A 16,684-nucleotide genomic window follows, 5' to 3' on the forward strand; every position below is an offset into this window, starting at 1 on the left:
TTTTGATGGTGAAGGTGGCCGTTACTTGAAGTCCCGCGAGCGCACCTGCAGCTCGTCCAGGGCGTCGCGGGCGTCCTGGAGGCGCCCGGCCATCAGATGGACGATGCCCTCCGGGCTGATCTCCACGGTGCCGGTGACGATCACCAGCGGGCTTTTCAGCAGGGTTTGCCGGAAACGCTCCTGCACCGAGGTCCAGACCACCACGTTGGTGTTGCCGGTTTCGTCCTCCAGGGTCATGAACAGGGTGCCCTTGGCGGACCCCGGGCGCTGCCGGTTGGTGACCAGGCCCGCCACCCGCACCAGCTGGTTGGGCCGGGCGCGCTTCAGCTCCTTGGCCCGGTAGCAGCGCTTGAAGCGCGGCAGGTGGCGTACCAGGGCCATGGGATGGCGGCCCAGGGTCAGCCCCAGGTGCCGGTAGTCCTCGATCAGGGAGGTGTGTTCCGAGGGCGCGTCCAGGTAAACCCCGTCGTGGTCGTCGCGCACCGCGTCGCCGTCGCCGCCGAGCAGCGGCCGACGCGCCTCCAGGCCCTGCACGTCCCAGTGGGCCTGGTGGCGGTGGCCGCTGAGGCCACGCAGGGCGTTGCCGGCCACCAGGGCCTCCCGTTCCCGGTGATTGAGGCCGGCCCGCTGGCACAGGTCGCGCACGCTGGCGAAGGGGCGCTCGGCGCGGGCCGCCACCAGCCGGTCGGCGGCCTGTTGGTTGAAGCCCTTGATCTGACGCAGCCCCAGGCGCAGGGCCGGCTGCACCCCCAGCTTCTGCCGTTGCGGCTCCTCCAGGGTGTGGTCCCAGTGACTGTGCCGGGCGTCCGGCGGCCGCGTCTCGATGCCGTGGCGGCGGGCGTCCTGGAGAATCTGCGACGGTGAGTAGAACCCCATGGGCAGACTGTTGAGCAGGCCGCAGTAGAAGGCGCTGGTGTGGTGGCGCTTGAGCCAGGCGGACACGTACACCAGCAGGGCGAAACTGGCGGCATGGGATTCCGGGAAGCCGTAGCCGCCAAAGCCTTTCATCTGCTCGAACAGGCGGCGCGCGTAGTCGCCGCTGTAGCCGTTGGCGCGCATGCCCTGGATCACCTTGTCCTCGAAGCCCATCAGCTCGCCGCTCTTGCCCCAGCGGGCCATGGCCCGGCGCAGCCGGTCCGCCTCGCCGCCGGAGAACCCGGCGGCCACCATCACCAGCTGGATCACCTGCTCCTGGAAGATCGGCACGCCCTTGGTGCGCTCCAGCACGCCGCGTACCTTCTCGTCCGGGTAGTCCTCTTCCTCCAGGCCGTCCCGGCGGCGCAGGTAGGGGTGCACCATGTCGCCCTGGATCGGGCCCGGGCGCACGATGGCCACCTCCACCACCAGGTCGTAGAAGGCCCGGGGGCGCAGGCGCGGCAGCATGTTCATCTGCGCCCGGGATTCCACCTGGAATACCCCCAGGCTGTCGCCCTGGCAGAGCATGTCGTAGGTGGCCTCATCGCCGGCGGGGATGTCCTGCATCGCCATTGGCCGGCCCCGGTAGCCGCTCACCAGGCCCAGGGTCTTGCGGATCGCGGTGAGCATGCCCAGGGCCAGCACATCCACCTTCATCAGGCCCAGGGATTCCAGGTCGTCCTTGTCCCACTGGATCAGGGTGCGGTCGGGCATGGCGGCGTTTTCCACCGGCACCAGGGTGTGCACCGGGTCGCGGGTGATCACGAAACCGCCCACGTGCTGGGACAGATGGCGGGGAAAACCGATCATTTCCTGGACCAACTCCCGGTAGTGGCGGCCCAGGGTGGAGCCCCCCAGGCCCAGTTCCTGGAAGCGCTCCACCAGGGAGTCCGGTTTGTCCCACCAGGCCAGATTGCCACTGAGGCGCTCGACCACGTCCTGGTCCACGCCCAGGGCCCGGCCCACGTCGCGCACCGCCGAGCGGGTGCGGTAGCGGATCACGGTGGCCGCCAGGGCGGCCCGGTCGCGGCCGTACTTGCGGTACAGGTACTGCATCACCTCCTCGCGGCGCTCGTGCTCGAAGTCCACGTCGATGTCCGGCGGCTCGTCCCGCTCCTGGGAGATGAAGCGCTCGAACAGCAGCTGGCCGCGGTCCGGGTCCACCTCGGTGACCCCCAGGCAGTAGCACACCGCGGAGTTGGCGGCGGAGCCGCGCCCCTGGCAGAGAATGCCCTGGCTCCGCGCGAAGGTGACGATGTCGTGGACGGTGAGGAAGTAATGGGCGTAGCCGAGCTGGCGGATCAGCGCCAGCTCGCGGTCCACCAGGGCGCGCACCCGCTCCGGCACGCCGTCCGGGTAGCGGGCCTCGGCGCCCTGGTGGGCCAGGCCGGCCAGGTACTGGTCCGCGTCCTGGCCCGGCGGTACTACCTCCTCCGGGTACTGGTAGCGGATCTCGTCCATGCGGAACACGCACTGATCGGCGATCCAGGCCGCCTCTTCCAGCAGGGCCGGCGGGTAGATCGCCGCCAGCCGCTCCAGGGGGCGCAGATGGCGCTGGTCGTTGCGAAAGCGCTTATCGCCGAGCCGTTGCACCGTGGTGTTCAGGCGCAGGGCGGTGAACACCTCCTGCAGACGCTGACGTTCCGCCACGTGGTAGTGGACGTCGTTGGCGGCGGTCATGGCCAGCCCGTGGCGGCGCGCCAGGCCGTGCAGATAGCGGTAGAGCAGGGCGTCATTGCCCTCCTGCAGCAACTCGCAAGCCAGCCACAGACGCTCGCCGAAGTGCGCCTGGAGCAGGGCGGCGTGGGCCTCGTCGCGGGCGTCGCCGGCGGGCAGCCACAGGCACAGGGCATGGCGCTCGATGCGCGCCAGATCCCGCCAGTGCAGGTCGTAGTGGCCTTTTTCCGCGCGCCGGCGGCCCTGGGTAATCAGGGTGGCGATCTCCCCATAGGCCCGCCGATCCCGGGCCAGCAACACCAGCCGCAGCGCCCCCCGGTCTTCCTTGAGACGGAAATGGCTGCCAACGATAAGCTTGAAATTCAGAGGCTTACCCGCGTCTTTGTAAGTGGTTTCGAGGTTTTTCCAGGCCTGCCAGGCCCGCGCCACCCCGGCCAGGGAACCGTCGTCGGTGATCGCCAGCGCCCGGTAGCCCAGCGCATGGGCTTGCTCCACCAACTCCTCCGGATGGCTGGCCCCGGCCAGGAAGGTGAAGGCGGAGGTGCAATGCAGTTCCGCGAAGGCCATCAGAAAAAACCCTGCAACCACCAACCGTCCCGATCGTCCTGAAACACCCAGCAGCACAGCCCGTCCGGATGGTGGGCCACGTGGTAGCGGCGGGCGGCCTGGTCGTGCCAGGGCTGGCTGAAGCGCTCCTCCTGGGGAAACAGGCTGAGCGGCCGGTCGCGCCAGTGGGGCACGGCGTCGCGCACGCTCAGCGGGCGCGGCGGGTCCAGCAGCCACAGGGGCCGGTCCTCCGGCGTGGCCGGCGCGGCGGGGGGCGCCGCCGGCGCCGGCGGCCGTTCCAGGGGCGCCCGGCCCCGTTCGGTTTCCTCGGGCAGGTGGCCGGGGTCCCGGTCCGGCCGGTACAGGCGCAGGGCCGGCTCCGCGGCCAGCTTTTCCAGCAGGCCGGCCAGGGGCGCCCGGGCACCGGGGTCCGGGAACAGGTCCGCCAGGGCCGGATTGCGCGGGCGCGGCCGGCCGCCGTCCAGCCCCAGGCCCAGCACCGGCGCCTCCAGCACCTGATGCTCCAGGCGCCGCCGGGTCAGATCCAGCCAGGTGGCCACGTCGTGGCCCGGGTGGGCGCGGCGGATCACCAGGGTGTCCCGGTGGCCGTTGTTCAGGTACAGATGCCAGCGGATCGCCGCCACGCTTTCCTGGTGCCGCTCCAGGTCCGTGGCCAGCTCGCCGAGCAGGGTTTCCATGGGCCGGTGCAGGTGGTCCAGGTTGTCCAGCGGGTCGTCGAAGTCGCGGCGCCGGCGAAACGGCCGGGGCGGCGCCAGGGGGCGGCGCGGGTCCGGTTTTTCGCCCAGCAGCCGCTGCAGCCAGTCCAGGAAGGGCGCGCCGAAGCGCTTGCCCAGGGCTGGGCGGGGCAGCGGATAAAGCTCCCCCAGGGTGCGGAAGCCCGGCGCCTGGAGGCGCTCGCGCAGGCGTGGCTCCAGGTCCAGTTGGTCCAGGGTCAGTTGCGCCAGCCAGGCCTGGAAGCGGGCCGTCTCCGGCACGCCTTCCAGGGGTGGGGGATCGGTAAGGTGCCAGGCAGCCAGGGGCGTGGGGCCCAGCCCCAGCCGGGTGGTGAAGGGGCAATGCAGGCGGTAGCGGTCGATCCGCGCCAGCAGGCCCTGGAACCCGCCGAACAGCTTCAGGCAGCCGCCCACCTCCAGCAGCAGGCTGGCCGGCGGCGCCGGGCACACCTGAGGGGTCAGCGCCAGCAGCTGGCGGCCCTGGTGGCGCAGGGCCCGGTCCCGGGCGCCGTCGTCCGCCTCGCGCACTTCCAGGGCCTCGCACAGGGCCCGGGCGGTGGCCAGCCGCAGGCCGGTTTCCACGCCGGCGGCGCGGGCCGCCGGGTTGGCCTGCAGCACCCGGTGCCGGTGCACCAGCGCCCGGGGCCGGTCCACCGGGCCGTCGCCGGCTTCCAGGTCCAGCAGCGGGTAATGCAGGGCCAGCCACAGGGCGCTCATGGACGCGGGGCCTCCCGGCCCGGCGGTTCGGCGGGGCGCCCGGGCAGGGCCGGCGTCGGTTCATGCGCCGCCGCCGGCCGGCGGGTGAGCACCGGCAGGGTGGCGGTGGCCGGCGGCGGGCGGCGCAGGTGCTCGGGCAGCAGGCTCAGATGGCAGCGTTCCCCGGGGCGGCCGCCGGGCTGCTTGTGCACGGTAACGGTGAGTTCGCCGGGGGCCGGGCAGTCCAGTTCCAGCCGCAGGGGCGCCGGGCTGGGCTGGCGCGCCGCCCGCCGGGGCCGGGCCAGCACCAGCAGGCAGCGGCCCTGCTGGGCGCCCAGGTGCAGCCGCCGCAGGGTGCCCGCGGGCAGGGCGCCGCCCGGCGCCCACAGCAGCAGGGTGGCGACGGTGTCGCTGGCGGCCGCCTCGTAGCAGGCGCGCAGCAGGCCGTCGCGCTCGCCGTGCAGCACCAGCAGCCGCTCCAGGGGCACGCCGGCGCGGGCCAGGGCCCGCGCCGAGGGCCGCTCCGGCGGGTTGGCGATCAACCGGGCGCCGGGCTGGTCGCCGGCCAGCGCCGGCAGCAGCAGATGCAGCAGCGGCGGGCAGGGCAGCGGGCAGAGCAATTCCACCAGCCCCTGGGCGGGCCAGCCGCCCTGGCTCAGCAGCCGGTCCAGGCCGGCGAAGCCGGTGGGCCGGCCGCCCCGGGCGGCGCCGTCGAGGTCGCGCCCCCGCCAGGTGTCCCGGCGGGAGAGAAGCTGTTGGAGAAACGCGGAGGACATGGGAAACGCACTCGGATACTGTACAAAAGGACAGTATCCGAGATGGCCGGAAGCTGCAAGCCCGGGTGAAGCCGCGAGCCCGGCTATTGTCCCGTGCGGTCAACGGGCCCTGTGCGGGTAAACATATTGTATTCCCGGGGGTGGTTGAGTAGCTTCGAAAGCCTGTTCCCGAGCCCCGAGAGCCTCATGACACAACAACATACCGCTCGCCGGATCACCGCGACCTGGCAACGCGGGCTGACCCGGCGGCGCTTTCTCAAATGGACCCTGGCCGGCACCGCCGGGGTGGCGGCGGTCGCCGCCGGTGGCTTCGCGCTGCTGCGCCGTTCGCCCCTGGACGAGCAGCCCAAGCCGGCCTGGGCCGAGGGCCTGAGCCGCCAGGAATACCATCTGTTCGATCGCGCCCGGGTGGTGTTGCTGCCCACCGAGGGCACCGATCTGCCCGCCACCGGGGAGGTGCCGGTGGTGGCCAATGTGCAAAAGACCCTGGGGTTCATGGCGGCGCCGCTGCGCGAGCAGCTGGCCACCGGGCTGGGCCTGTTCGACAACGCGGCGGTGGTGTTCCACGGGCGCCGTTTCGTGGACCTGGACCCGGCCACCGGGCGTGCCTACTTCGACGCCTGGAGTCGCGGCAACGTGGTGCAGCGCACCCTGGCCACGGTGATCAAGCAGCTTACCTACAGCGCCTACTGGAGCGATCCGGCCACCTGGTCGGCCATCGAGTTCGACGGCCCGGTCTCCGAGCAATGGGGGCTGGCCTATCTGGGCAACGCACCCCTTCCCGATGAAGCGCCGGATGACGGGCGCGCGGAGGAACGAGCATGACCGGTGAATCCGGCCTGGCGGTGACCCAGGCCAAGGACGTTGGCGAATCCCGGCTGACCCTGGACGCGGACGTGGTGATCGTCGGCTCCGGCGCCGGCGGCGCGGTGACCGGCTACGAGCTGGCCCGGCGCGGCAAGAAGGTGGTGATTCTGGAGGCGGGCCCCTATGTGCCGTCGAAGGACTTCACCGAGCGCTTCTCCCACAGCCTGGAGACCCTCTATCAGGACCACGGCGGCCAGACCAACAAGAGCGGCGATCTGTTGGTGTTGCAGGGCGCCTGCGTGGGCGGCTCCACGGTGGTCAACGGCTGCGTGTGCTTTCGCACCCCGGACTTCATCCTCGAGGACTGGCAGCGGGATTTCGGGCTGTCCGAGCTGACCGCCGAGGAAATGGCGCCGTACTTCGAGCGGGTGGAGCGCAATCTGGCGATTCACGAGAACGGCGAGCACGAAATCGCCCGCCATGGCCGGCTGATCCGTGCCGGCGCCCGCAAGCTGGGCTGGTCGGTGAAGCCGTTCAAACGCAATATCCGCGATTGCGCGCTCACCGGTCACTGCCTGTCCGGCTGCAAGACCGAGCGCAAGCAATCCATGCTGGTCAGCTATCTGCCCTGGGCCACCGCCCACGGGGCGCGCATCTTCGCCGACACCCGGGTCACGGAAGTGCTGGCCGAGAACGGCCGGGCCCGGGGCGTGCGCGCCCAGGTCACCGGCCACGACGGCGCCAAGGTGGCGGACCTGACGGTCAACGCGGAGCGGGTGATTCTGGCCGCCGGCGCGGTGCAGACGCCGCTGCTGCTGCTCAAGAGCGGCCTGGCCAACGGCTCCGGCCAGGTGGGCCGCCATTTCGCCTGCCACCCGTCGCTGTACGTGTCCGCCCGTTACCCGGAGCCGGTGCATCCCTGGCGGGGCGCCATGCTGGGGGTGTACGTGGATGAGTTCCTGCACCCGGACAAGGGCGGCTTCGTGCTGGAGGACGGCGGCGCCGGCCCGGTGGAACTGAGCATGACCGCGGAGCCCGGCAGCGGCGAGCCGTTCATGGATTTCATGCGCGACAGCAAGTACCTGGCCGGGCTGGTGACCCTGATCCACGACCACAATGTGGGCACCATTCGCTGGGAGGACGGCCGCAAGGTGATCGACTATCAGCTCGACAACGCCGATTTTCCGTCCATGAAGCGGGCTCTCAAGGCCGCCGCCCGGCTGCACCTGGCGTCCGGCGCCGAGGAGGTCTATGTGCCCTCCAGCGACCGCCGGGTGATCCGCTCCGAGGCGGACATCGACGCCGCCGTGGACGGCCTGGAAAACGCCCCCCAGCATCTGCGCATGGTCAGCTATCACCCCCAGGGCAGCACCCGCATGGGCGCCGACCCGGCCACCAGCGTGGTCAACGGTGACGGCGAGAGCCACGATGTGAAAGGGCTCTATATCGCCGACGCCGGCCTGCTGCCCACCTCGATCATCGTCAATCCCCAGGTCACGGTGTACGCGCTGGCTACGCGCATCGCCGAACGCATGGTTTGATCTTCGAGCCGGTTGATCGCGACTGAAGTCGCTCCTACAAAGAGCCTTCTCCACTGTGGGAGCGACTTCAGTCGCGATCAGCACCTACGGCGACTTATTGCCCCCTGGTGATCACCACCCGGTGCACGTCGCCGGGCACCTTGTAGTCGAGGATGTCCTTTTGTCGGGCCAGGCAGGTGCCGTGCTCCGGATTGAGCCGGCACCAGCGCACCTGCTGGTCCAGGGCCGGCGGCACGCTGAAACGGGTGCGGTAGTTGTCGCCGGCGCGCAGGGCGATCCACAGCTGGTTGGCCTGCCAGCCACAGCGCGGGTCGGTGAACTGGTCCAGGGCGACCTGGAACCTCAGGCTCTGGCCCCGGGATTCCGGGGTCAACTGCACGCCGGCCTGGGTCACCGGGCACTCCGCCTTGGTGGCGCGGTAGACCACCTCCACGCGCACCCGCTCCGCCGGCAGCGGCGGGTCCAGGCGCAGTTGATAGGCGCGCAGGTCGCGGGGCGCCGGGTTCGGCTCGGGCCGGTAGTCCGGGCCGGAGGTGGTGGCGCAGCCGGTGACGACGAGCAGGCCGGCCAGGGCCAGGGGAAGGCGCATGCCCATGGGGATCTCCTGTGCTGATGCGGGTGTCATTGCCGGGGCGCGTCGCCCTCGAAGCGCGCCGAGAAGGCTTCCACGAACGCATTGCGAAGGATACCGAAAAACGCCGCCCAGGTGCCGGTTTCACCGTCGCCCACCTGGCCGCGAATCGGTACCCGGGTGGCGAACTGGTCGCGGCTCTGGTTCTTGAACAGGGTCTGCGCGGCGCCGGCCAGGGCTTCCCACAGGCCGCCCAGCACGCTGCCGTCCGGGCCGCTCACGTCCTGGCGCCAGTCGAACACGTCCAGATCCTTGAGCAGCGGCTTCAGGTAGCCGTCCAGGCGGCCGTCCCGGGCGCTCACCTCCATGACCAGGTCGCCGCGCCCGGACTGCACGTCCAGGTTGGCGTAGGCGCGGCTGAAGTCGTTCAGCCGGGTCAGGTCCATGTCGATGACGCGCAGCCGGAAATCGAAATCACTCAGGTCACTGAACGGATCGAAGGTGGCCCGGGTTTCCAGGGGCGCCTGGCCGGGCAGCAGGGCACGGGCGGTGAGGGTGGCCACCCGGCTGCCGTCGGCGCCGCGGGTGTTGGTCAGGTTGGTGACCCGGGCCTGGACGTCGGTGGCGTCCAGGTACACCGGCGGGTCGGAATGGTCGTTGCGGAACACCAGGCGGCCATCGCGCACGCTCACCGCGTTCAGGGTGATCGGCACCAGACGTTCCAACTGGGTGCGCCAGTCGGTGCCGGCGCCGGTCTGGTCGGCGCCGTCGTCGCTGTCCACGAAGGTGAGGGTGGGCTTCTCGAAGCGGATGCGCGCCACCAGGGCGTGGTCCTCCCACAGCGCCCGCCAGCTTACCGCCAGGTCGATGGCCGGCGCGTTCAGCAGCGGCTGGGGCACGGCGCCGTCCACCCGCGTCACGGTCAGGCCCTCCAGCCGGTAGGCGCCGCGCCACCAGGCCAGGTCCACGTCCTCCACGTGGCCGCGGTAGTCGCCCATGTCCGCCAGCTGCCGGTTCAAGTAGTGGCGCACCAGCCCGGGCAGGGCCAGGTGCAGGATCAGCAGCAGGGCGATCAGCACCGCCGGGGTGATGAGCAGCAAACGGCGACGTCGTGTCATTGGGGCTCCCGTTCCTTGAGGCTGAAAGCAGGGTTTCAGAGTGCCCGACGCCGCCGCGCCGGTCCGTGAACCCGGCCGTGCTCCCGGGTTATCATGCCGGGCCCCGACGACCCTTGCCAGGAGTGCCCATGAGCGAGACCCGCTCGCGCCCGTCGCGCGATGAATTCGGTTACCTGTGTCCGGTGGACAGCCGCTGGGCGGACAACGACGTCTACGGCCACATCAACAACGTCGTTTATTACAGCTATTTCGATTCCACCATCAACCGCTATCTGATCGACCGGGGCGGCCTGGATATTCATGGCGGCGAGGTGATCGCCTACGTGGTCAGCTCCGGGTGCGACTATTTCGAGGCGGCGGCCTACCCGGAGGCGCTCGCGGTGGGCATGCGGGTGGACAAGCTGGGCAACAGCTCGGTGCGCTACGGTCTGGCCCTGTTCGGTGAACAGGGCGACGCCAAGGCGCTGGGTTTCGTGGTGCACGTGTTCGTGGACCGCGCCAGCGGCCGGCCGGTGCCGATTCCGGAGCCGCTGCGCGAGGCGCTGGCGACCCTAGCCGGCTAACGTCCTGGCAGGCTGTGGCGCCACTCGCTGGGGCTGACGCCGAAGGTGGCCTTGAAGGCGCGGCTGAAGCTGGCGCTGTCGGTGAAGCCGTAATCCAGGGCGATTTCCAGAATGCTGCGGTGTTCGTTGTCCGGCGCCGCCAGGGCCTCGCGCACCGCGTCCAGGCGCACCCGGCGGATGAAACGGCCCGGTGTCAGTTGATGCTCCTCGAACAGCCGGTACAGGGCCCGCCGTGACACGTGCAGGGCGCCGGCCAGTTCGTCCGGGCTCAGCTCCGGGTCGTCGATGTGCGCCAGCACGTGCTGGTGGGCCACGTCCAGGGTGGTGGCGGCGGACAGCTTGTCCGGCGCGGTGGCGCAATGGAGCAGGGCGGAAAGCATCATCTGCACCGCCTGGAATACCGGGCTGGCGTTGCCGGCGCCGTCGCCGGGCTGGTCGAGCAGCGCCATCACCGCGGCCAGGGCGGCGCGGGCGGTGGTGCGATCATTGAGGGTGTGGGCGCAGACCCGCTGGCTGAGCCGCTCCCAGCCGGGGATCGCCTCGTAGGGCAGCATCAGTATGGCCAGCTGGGCGTGGTCCTCCATGGCCAGCTGGTAGGGGCGGGCGGTGTCGCAGATGGTGACGTCGCCGGTGTGCAGCAGGGTCTCGCGGCCGTCCTGCTCCACGGCGGTGCGTCCGTTCTGCTGCCACATCACCTTGAGCAGGCCTTCCTCGGCGCGGCGGGCGCCGAAACCGGTGCGGCGCACCTGGCAGGAGTCGGAGCGGATCACCGCCACGGCGCGGTGGTCGAAGTTGCACAACTGAACGTCGGCGCGGAAATCCTGCGTCTTGCTGGCGCTCATTTCCAGCCAGGGGAAGTTGCAGTTGACGAAATTCTGCCAGGGGCGGAAGCCTTCAATCACCTGGTGATTGCCCGGCGCGGGCTGGGTGTGACTGCGTAATGCTTGCACGGCGCTCTCCACGGCATTCTCCATGGCGTTGATCGGGAAACGGTGACCGGGCTGCGAGCACGGCGCCGGACTTCGGCGTGCGCCCCGCCTGCAACAATTCCCATGCAGGAAACGTGCAAGAAAGGGGCCTGTCCTGGTCCTGTGCTAAGCGGCTCTGGGCCACCGGTTTTCCGCGCCCCTGGATGGGCCGGCTCAACCGGGTTGTTGTTATTAACCTTGAAACGAATATAACAGATTGAAGACGTTCGACAACAAACGCGGGGGCGCGGCCCGGCACGCAGCGTCAACAACTTTGCACCCTGTGCCATGCCGGCCATCGCGGGGCCGGCGGACAATGTCGCCATCATAAGAACGATTCCGATGGAGGCATTTCCGTGACTGAGAAGCGAGGACATTTCATTGCCGGCCGCGACGTGCCGGCTTCCGACGGCCGCACCATGCGGGTGGTGAGCCCGGCCAACGACTCGGTGCTGGCGGAGGTGGCGCAAGGCACCACCGATGACGTGGAGGCGGCGGTGTCCGCCGCCCGCGCCCAGCTCGACGGCGGCGACTGGAGCGCTCTGTCCGGCGAGGAGCGTGGCCGTATGATCAACCGGCTGGCGGACCTGGTGGAACGGGACGCGGACATCCTGGCGGACCTGGACGCGGCCTGCATCGGCCGCCCCGGCATGGAACCGCGCCTGCTGGACCTGCCCAACACCATTTCCACCCTGCGCACCTGCGCCGGCTGGGCGGACAAGATCGAGGGCCGCACCATACCCACCCCCGGCTACATGGGCACGCCGACCCTGTCCTACACGGTGCGTGAACCGGTGGGCGTGGTGGGCGCCATCATTCCCTGGAACACCCCGCTGATGATCACCAGCTGGAAGCTGGGCCCGCTGCTGGCCGCCGGCTGCACCGTGGTGCTCAAGCCTTCCGAGGAAACCCCTCTGTCCGCCCTGCATCTGGTCAGGCTGTGCCAGGAGGCGGGCATCCCCGACGGCGTGGTGAACGTGGTCACCGGCGTCGGCAGCGTGGTGGGCGAAGCCCTGTGCACCCACCCGGAGGTGGACAAGATTTCCTTCACCGGCAGCCCGGAAGTGGGCGCGCGCATTCAGAAAACCGCCGGCAGCCGCTTCAAGCGGGTGTCCCTGGAACTGGGCGGCAAAAGCCCGCAGATCGTGTTCGACGACGCCGACCTGGACGCCGCCGTGCAGGGTTGCGCCATGGGCATCTTCTTCAACAGCGGCCAGGTGTGCGCCGCCGGCAGCCGCATTCTGGTGCACAACAGCCGGCTGCGGGAATTCGCCGATAACCTGGCGGCGGTGGCCGAGGGCATTCAGGTGGGCGACCCGTCCGCCGGCGAGGTGCAAATGGGCGCGCTGGCCAGCGCCGCCCAGCGCGACAAGGTCACCGATTACATCCAGCGCGGCGTGCAGGAAGGCGCCCAACTGCTCAGTGGCGGCGCCATGGACACCGAGAAGGGCTGCTTCGTGCGCCCCACGGTGTTCCTCGGCGACAATGATCTGAGCATCGCCCGGGATGAAATCTTCGGCCCGGTGGCCACGGTGATCGGCTTCGAGGACGAGGCGGACGCGGTGCGCCTGGCCAACGATACCCGCTATGGCCTGGCGGCCACGGTGTGGACCGCCGACGTGGCCCGTGCCCATCGCGTGGCCCGTGCCGTGCGCGCCGGCGCCGTGGGCGTCAACTGCTGGGCGCCGATCGACGCGCGCCTGCCCTGGGGCGGCATGAAGTCCAGCGGCCTGGGCCGCGAGGGCGGCCTGAGCGGCGTGCTCGCCTACACCGAAGAAAAAGTGATTACCGTCGTGACCCAATAAAACCGGTCCGGCACGCATAACAAGAACAGCGAGGACAACAATGAACACTTCGATCCGCGCCGGCGGCGCGGCGGCCCTGGCCGCCGCCTGCCTGCTTTCCGCGTGCGCCTATTTCGACCGGGCGCCCTCCGATTCCTCCTCTTCCTCCCGTCCGGCGGCGGACGTGGGCGCCGCCCGCCTGGCCGCCGCCGACGGCGAGCCCGGCAACTGGATGACCCACGGCGGCACCTATCAGGAGCAGCGTTTCAGCCGCCTGGACCGCATCAACCAGGACAACGTGGGCCGCCTGGGCCTGGCCTGGACCTACAAGCTGGATCTGGACCGGGGCGTGGAAGCCACGCCCATCGTGGTGGACGGCGTCATGTACACCACCGGCCCGTTCAGCATGGTCTACGCCCTGGACGCGCGCAGCGGCGAGCTGCTGTGGAAATACGATCCCGGCGTCACCAAGACGCGCGCCCGGGACGGTTGCTGCGGCCCGGTGAACCGGGGCGTGGCGGTGTGGCAAGGCAAGGTCTACGTGGGCGCCTATGACGGCCGCCTGATCGCCCTGGACGCCGCCACCGGCGAGCCGGTATGGAGCGTGGACACCCTGATCGACAAGAACCGCAGCTACACCGTCACCGGCGCGCCGCGGGTGGTGAAGGGCAAGGTGATCATCGGCAACGGCGGCGCCGAGTTCGGCGTGCGCGGCTACATCACCGCCTACGACGCCGACACCGGCAAGCAGGCCTGGCGCTTCTTCACGGTGCCCGGCGATCCCGCCAAGCCGCCGGAGAACGAGGCCATGGCCCGGGCCCGGGAAACCTGGTTCGGCGACCAGTACTGGAAGCAGGGCGGCGGCGGCACGGTGTGGGACTCCATGGCCTACGACCCGGAACTGGACCTGCTCTACATCGGCACCGGCAACGGCAGCCTGTGGAACCGCCAGGCCCGCTCCGAGGGCAAGGGCGACAACCTCTACCTGAGCTCCATCGTCGCCCTGCGCCCGGACACCGGCGAATACGTCTGGCACTACCAGACCACCCCCGGCGACCAGTGGGATTTCACCGCCACCCAGACCATCACCCTGGCGGACCTGGAGATCGACGGCGAAATGCGCCAGGTGCTGATGCAGGCGCCCAAGAACGCCTTCTACTATGTGCTCGACCGGCGCACCGGTGAACTGATCTCCGCCGAGAAATACGCCCCGGCGAATTGGGCCGAGCGTGTCGATCCGGCCACCGGCCGGCCAGTGGTGAACCAGGAAGTGGCGGACTGGACCAAGGGCCCGCGCCTGCTGGTGCCGGGCCCCCTGGGCGCGCACAACTGGCAGCCCATGTCGTTCAGCCCGGACACCGGCCTGGCCTACATTCCGGTGCAGGAAGCGCCGGCCATGATGGTGCCGGACAACGACGCCACCTTCCGGGGCAAGAGCCGCTTCCAGGTGGGCAGCGAGCCGGTGGCCCTGCCCGAGGACGCCGAGACCCTGGCCAAGACCGTGGCCGCCTACAAGGGCCGGCTGGTGGCCTGGGACCCGGTGGCGCAGAAGGAAGTGTGGCGCCAGCCGTTCCCCAGCATCTGGAACGGCGGCGTGCTGTCCACCGCCGGCGGCCTGGTGTTCCAGGGCAACGTCACCGGCACCGTGGCCGCCTACGACGCCGCCGACGGCGACAAGCTCTGGGAAGCGCCGGCCAACACCGGCGTGGTGGCCGGCCCGGTGACCTACGAGGTGGACGGCGAGCAGTACGTCACCTTCATGGCCGGCTGGGGCGGGGTGTTCCCGCTGGCGTTCGGCGGCCTGGCGGCCAACGCCAAGGTGCGGCCGGAAGCGCGCATCCTCACCTACAAGCTGGACGGCGACGCCACCCTGCCTGAACCGCAACGCCGCGCCGTGGCGGTGCCGGAGGCGCTGCCGGCGCTCACCGCCGACGCCGCCACCGTGGATCAGGGCCGTGATCTGTACAACGACAATTGCGGCCTGTGCCACGGCTTCAGCGCCATGGGCGGTGGCGTGGTGCCGGACCTGCGCTACATGGACGGTGACACCCACAAGGCGTTCCCGGGCATCGTCGCCGGTCTCTACCAGGACAAGGGGATGCCGTCGTTCGCCGGCCGCCTGACGCCGGAGCAGGTCGAGGCGATCCACCAGTACGTGATCAAGCGTGCCCACGACCTCAAGGACAGCCTCTAACCAATAAAATGCCCCGACCGGCGGACCGGTCGGGGCGGCTGCCCCCCAAGGGCAGAAAAACGGTGCGGGGCCGGTGGGGCCTGAAGCGTGCAGGACGCTAAAGCGTGTAGAGGAAGCTGGGGCCGGGGAATTCGGAACCGTTATCCTCGCCGATCTCCTCGGCCACCAGCCGGTTGGTCTTGTCGTTCATCGCCATCAGCAGGGAACGGGCGTCCTGCGGGCGGGCGGCCAGGTTGTCGATCTCGTGGGGATCACGCCAGGTGTCGTAGAGCTCCAGATCGTTGTGGGCCAGCAGGGTGTCCCAGTCCTCGGGCACGTGGTGGCTGTCCGGGCTGAAGTAGCGGGCGAACTTGTAGCGGCCGTCGAACACGCCCCGGTGCAGGCCCCGGTTGCCCAGCTCCGGGCCCAGTCTCAGTTGTTTCAGAAAATCCCCCATCACCTTCACCGGCGTGATCTCGTCGCCTTCGGTGACCAGCCGGCGGGTGGCTTCCGGGTCGGTGTAGAGCAGCACGCCGTAGGCGAACAGCACGCCGCGCTTGTCGCGCTGGGTGGCGCGACCGGTGACCGCCGGGCTCAGGTCCACGCCCGGGGTGTCGGTGCTCTCCTGGCCCTCGGTGGCCAGCCCCACCAGGGTGGGCAGCAGATCCAGGGTGGAGCCCAGGTGCTCCACGGCGTGCCCGCCGCGCACGTCCGGGTGGCGAATGATCAGCGGGATGCGGCTGTTTTCCTTGTAGATCATCGGGCCCTTCTGGCGCAGCCCGTGGGCACCGGCCATTTCGCCGTGGTCGGCGGTGTAGACGATGATGGTGTTGTCCAGCTGGCCGCTTTTCTCCAGGGCCTGGAGCACCCGGTCCACCTGCCGGGAGACGTCCCGCAGGCAATTGAAGTAGTAACTCTGGTTGGCCCGCCAGGCGGCTTCGTCGTCCTTGTCGATGTGGCCGTAGACGGCGTCGATCACCTCCGCGTAGGAGTGGTGGCACCAGGGCTTGCCGGCCAGGCCGCCGTGGTGGAAGGAGGCGGGCAGGGGCACGTCGCTCCAGTCCTTGTCGTAGAGCGGATCATTGGGGGCCGGGCGCAGCGGCGCCATGAAATCCGGATTGGCCCGGGAGCGGGATTGTTGCTCGCTGGTGGCGAAGAACATGATGTCGTGGGGATTGACGAAATTCACCGCCAGCAGCCAGGGCCGGTCCAGCCCGGTGCTGTCGCGCATCAGCCACTGGCCGGCTTCCGCGGACACCATGCGGTCCGCCAGATAGCCCTGCCACACCGAGCCGTGCACGTCGCCGGTGAGGTTGTAATCGTGGAAGCCGTGTTTCTCCAGGGCCCGGCGCCGGCTCGGGTAGCTGCCGTACATCAGGCCGGGGCCGTCATCGATGTCGGACAGATGCCACTTGCCTTTGTAGGCGGTGTAGTAGCCCAGGCCCTGGAATACCTGCCCCAGGGTGGGCAGATCCTGGTTGAGGCTGGGGAAGGGCGGCGCGTGCAGATTGGCGGTCATGCCGGTGCGCATGGTGTGCTGGCCGGTGTACATCACCGACCGGGATGGCGAGCAGGGCGAGGTGTTGGCGTAGTACTGATTGAAGGCGACCCCCTGGTTGAGCAGCTTGTCGTGGGCGGGCAGGTCCAGGTTGCCGGGAAGATCGCGGCCGTTGCGCTCCTGGTCGGACACCAGCAGCAGCACATTGGGGCGCTTTTTGCCGGCGCCGGCGGCGGCGCGCAGGGCGGGCGCGGTGCCCAGGGCGGCGGCGCCCAGGGCCAGCTGTTTGAGAACGGTGCGGCGGTCGGTCATGGAAC

The 16,684-nt window shown here is 70.0% G+C and carries 12 protein-coding genes; 5 read left to right on the forward strand and 7 right to left on the reverse strand.

Annotation, left to right across the window (positions count from 1 at the left end):
• Positions 1 to 21: 21 nt before the first annotated feature.
• The 3 genes from HMJ39_RS02435 to HMJ39_RS02445 are packed head-to-tail and all read right to left on the reverse strand — an operon-like array spanning position 22 to position 5,344.
• Positions 22 to 3,159 carry an error-prone DNA polymerase gene (locus HMJ39_RS02435; RefSeq protein WP_194296148.1) on the reverse strand — a complete coding sequence of 1,046 codons (3,138 nt, stop codon included), beginning with the start codon at positions 3,157 to 3,159 and terminating at the stop codon, positions 22 to 24.
• Complete coding sequence (locus HMJ39_RS02440; RefSeq protein ID WP_194296149.1) at positions 3,159 to 4,589, reverse strand: Y-family DNA polymerase; 1,431 nt, start codon at positions 4,587 to 4,589, stop codon at positions 3,159 to 3,161. The genes HMJ39_RS02435 and HMJ39_RS02440 overlap by 1 nt, the downstream gene beginning before the upstream one ends.
• Positions 4,586 to 5,344, reverse strand: coding sequence for an SOS cell division inhibitor (locus tag HMJ39_RS02445; protein WP_194296150.1), 759 nt, complete (start codon positions 5,342 to 5,344; stop codon positions 4,586 to 4,588). Before HMJ39_RS02445 ends, HMJ39_RS02440 begins: the two co-directional genes overlap by 4 nt.
• 186 nt (positions 5,345 to 5,530) lie before the next feature.
• Between HMJ39_RS02445 and HMJ39_RS02450 the strand changes: the two genes are divergently transcribed.
• Positions 5,531 to 6,169: a gluconate 2-dehydrogenase subunit 3 family protein gene (locus HMJ39_RS02450; RefSeq protein ID WP_194296151.1), complete on the forward strand. Its 639-nt coding sequence runs from the start codon at positions 5,531 to 5,533 to the stop codon at positions 6,167 to 6,169.
• Complete coding sequence (locus HMJ39_RS02455; protein ID WP_194296152.1) at positions 6,166 to 7,692, forward strand: FAD-dependent oxidoreductase; 1,527 nt, start codon at positions 6,166 to 6,168, stop codon at positions 7,690 to 7,692. Before HMJ39_RS02450 ends, HMJ39_RS02455 begins: the two co-directional genes overlap by 4 nt.
• A 94-nt stretch (positions 7,693 to 7,786) precedes the next feature.
• On the opposite strand, the gene HMJ39_RS02460 is transcribed toward HMJ39_RS02455, so the two are convergent.
• Both HMJ39_RS02460 and HMJ39_RS02465 read right to left on the reverse strand, forming a co-directional pair.
• Positions 7,787 to 8,287, reverse strand: coding sequence for a hypothetical protein (locus tag HMJ39_RS02460; protein WP_194296153.1), 501 nt, complete (start codon positions 8,285 to 8,287; stop codon positions 7,787 to 7,789).
• A 26-nt stretch (positions 8,288 to 8,313) separates the two neighbouring features.
• Positions 8,314 to 9,381 carry a DUF748 domain-containing protein gene (locus HMJ39_RS02465; RefSeq protein ID WP_194296154.1) on the reverse strand — a complete coding sequence of 356 codons (1,068 nt, stop codon included), beginning with the start codon at positions 9,379 to 9,381 and terminating at the stop codon, positions 8,314 to 8,316.
• A gap of 128 nt (positions 9,382 to 9,509) precedes the next feature.
• Here HMJ39_RS02465 and HMJ39_RS02470 point away from each other — a divergent pair, with 128 nt between their 5' ends.
• A complete protein-coding gene (locus HMJ39_RS02470) occupies positions 9,510 to 9,944 on the forward strand; it encodes an acyl-CoA thioesterase (protein ID WP_194296155.1) in 435 nt (144 codons plus the stop codon).
• Here HMJ39_RS02470 and HMJ39_RS02475 read toward each other — a convergent pair.
• The gene (locus HMJ39_RS02475) at positions 9,941 to 10,894 is read right to left on the reverse strand and encodes a helix-turn-helix domain-containing protein (RefSeq protein ID WP_194296156.1); all 954 of its coding nucleotides are present in this window, start codon (positions 10,892 to 10,894) and stop codon (positions 9,941 to 9,943) included. The genes HMJ39_RS02470 and HMJ39_RS02475 overlap by 4 nt on opposite strands.
• Before the next feature lie 374 nt (positions 10,895 to 11,268).
• On the opposite strand from HMJ39_RS02475, the gene HMJ39_RS02480 reads away from it, so the two are divergent.
• On the forward strand, positions 11,269 to 12,717 hold the full coding sequence (locus HMJ39_RS02480; protein ID WP_323370810.1) for an aldehyde dehydrogenase family protein: 1,449 nt from the start codon (positions 11,269 to 11,271) through the stop codon (positions 12,715 to 12,717).
• Positions 12,718 to 12,757: 40 nt separating this feature from the next.
• A complete protein-coding gene (locus tag HMJ39_RS02485; RefSeq protein ID WP_194296157.1) occupies positions 12,758 to 14,890 on the forward strand; it encodes a PQQ-dependent dehydrogenase, methanol/ethanol family in 2,133 nt (710 codons plus the stop codon).
• A gap of 97 nt (positions 14,891 to 14,987) precedes the next feature.
• Here HMJ39_RS02485 and HMJ39_RS02490 read toward each other — a convergent pair whose 3' ends face one another.
• Positions 14,988 to 16,679, reverse strand: a complete 1,692-nt coding sequence (locus tag HMJ39_RS02490) for a sulfatase-like hydrolase/transferase (RefSeq protein WP_161384353.1) — start codon at positions 16,677 to 16,679, stop codon at positions 14,988 to 14,990.
• Between the last annotated feature and the right edge of the window lie 5 nt (positions 16,680 to 16,684).

This window comes from Alloalcanivorax profundimaris (genome assembly GCF_015265435.1).
In the GTDB taxonomy this organism is placed as follows: Bacteria; Pseudomonadota; Gammaproteobacteria; order Pseudomonadales; family Alcanivoracaceae; genus Alloalcanivorax; species Alloalcanivorax profundimaris.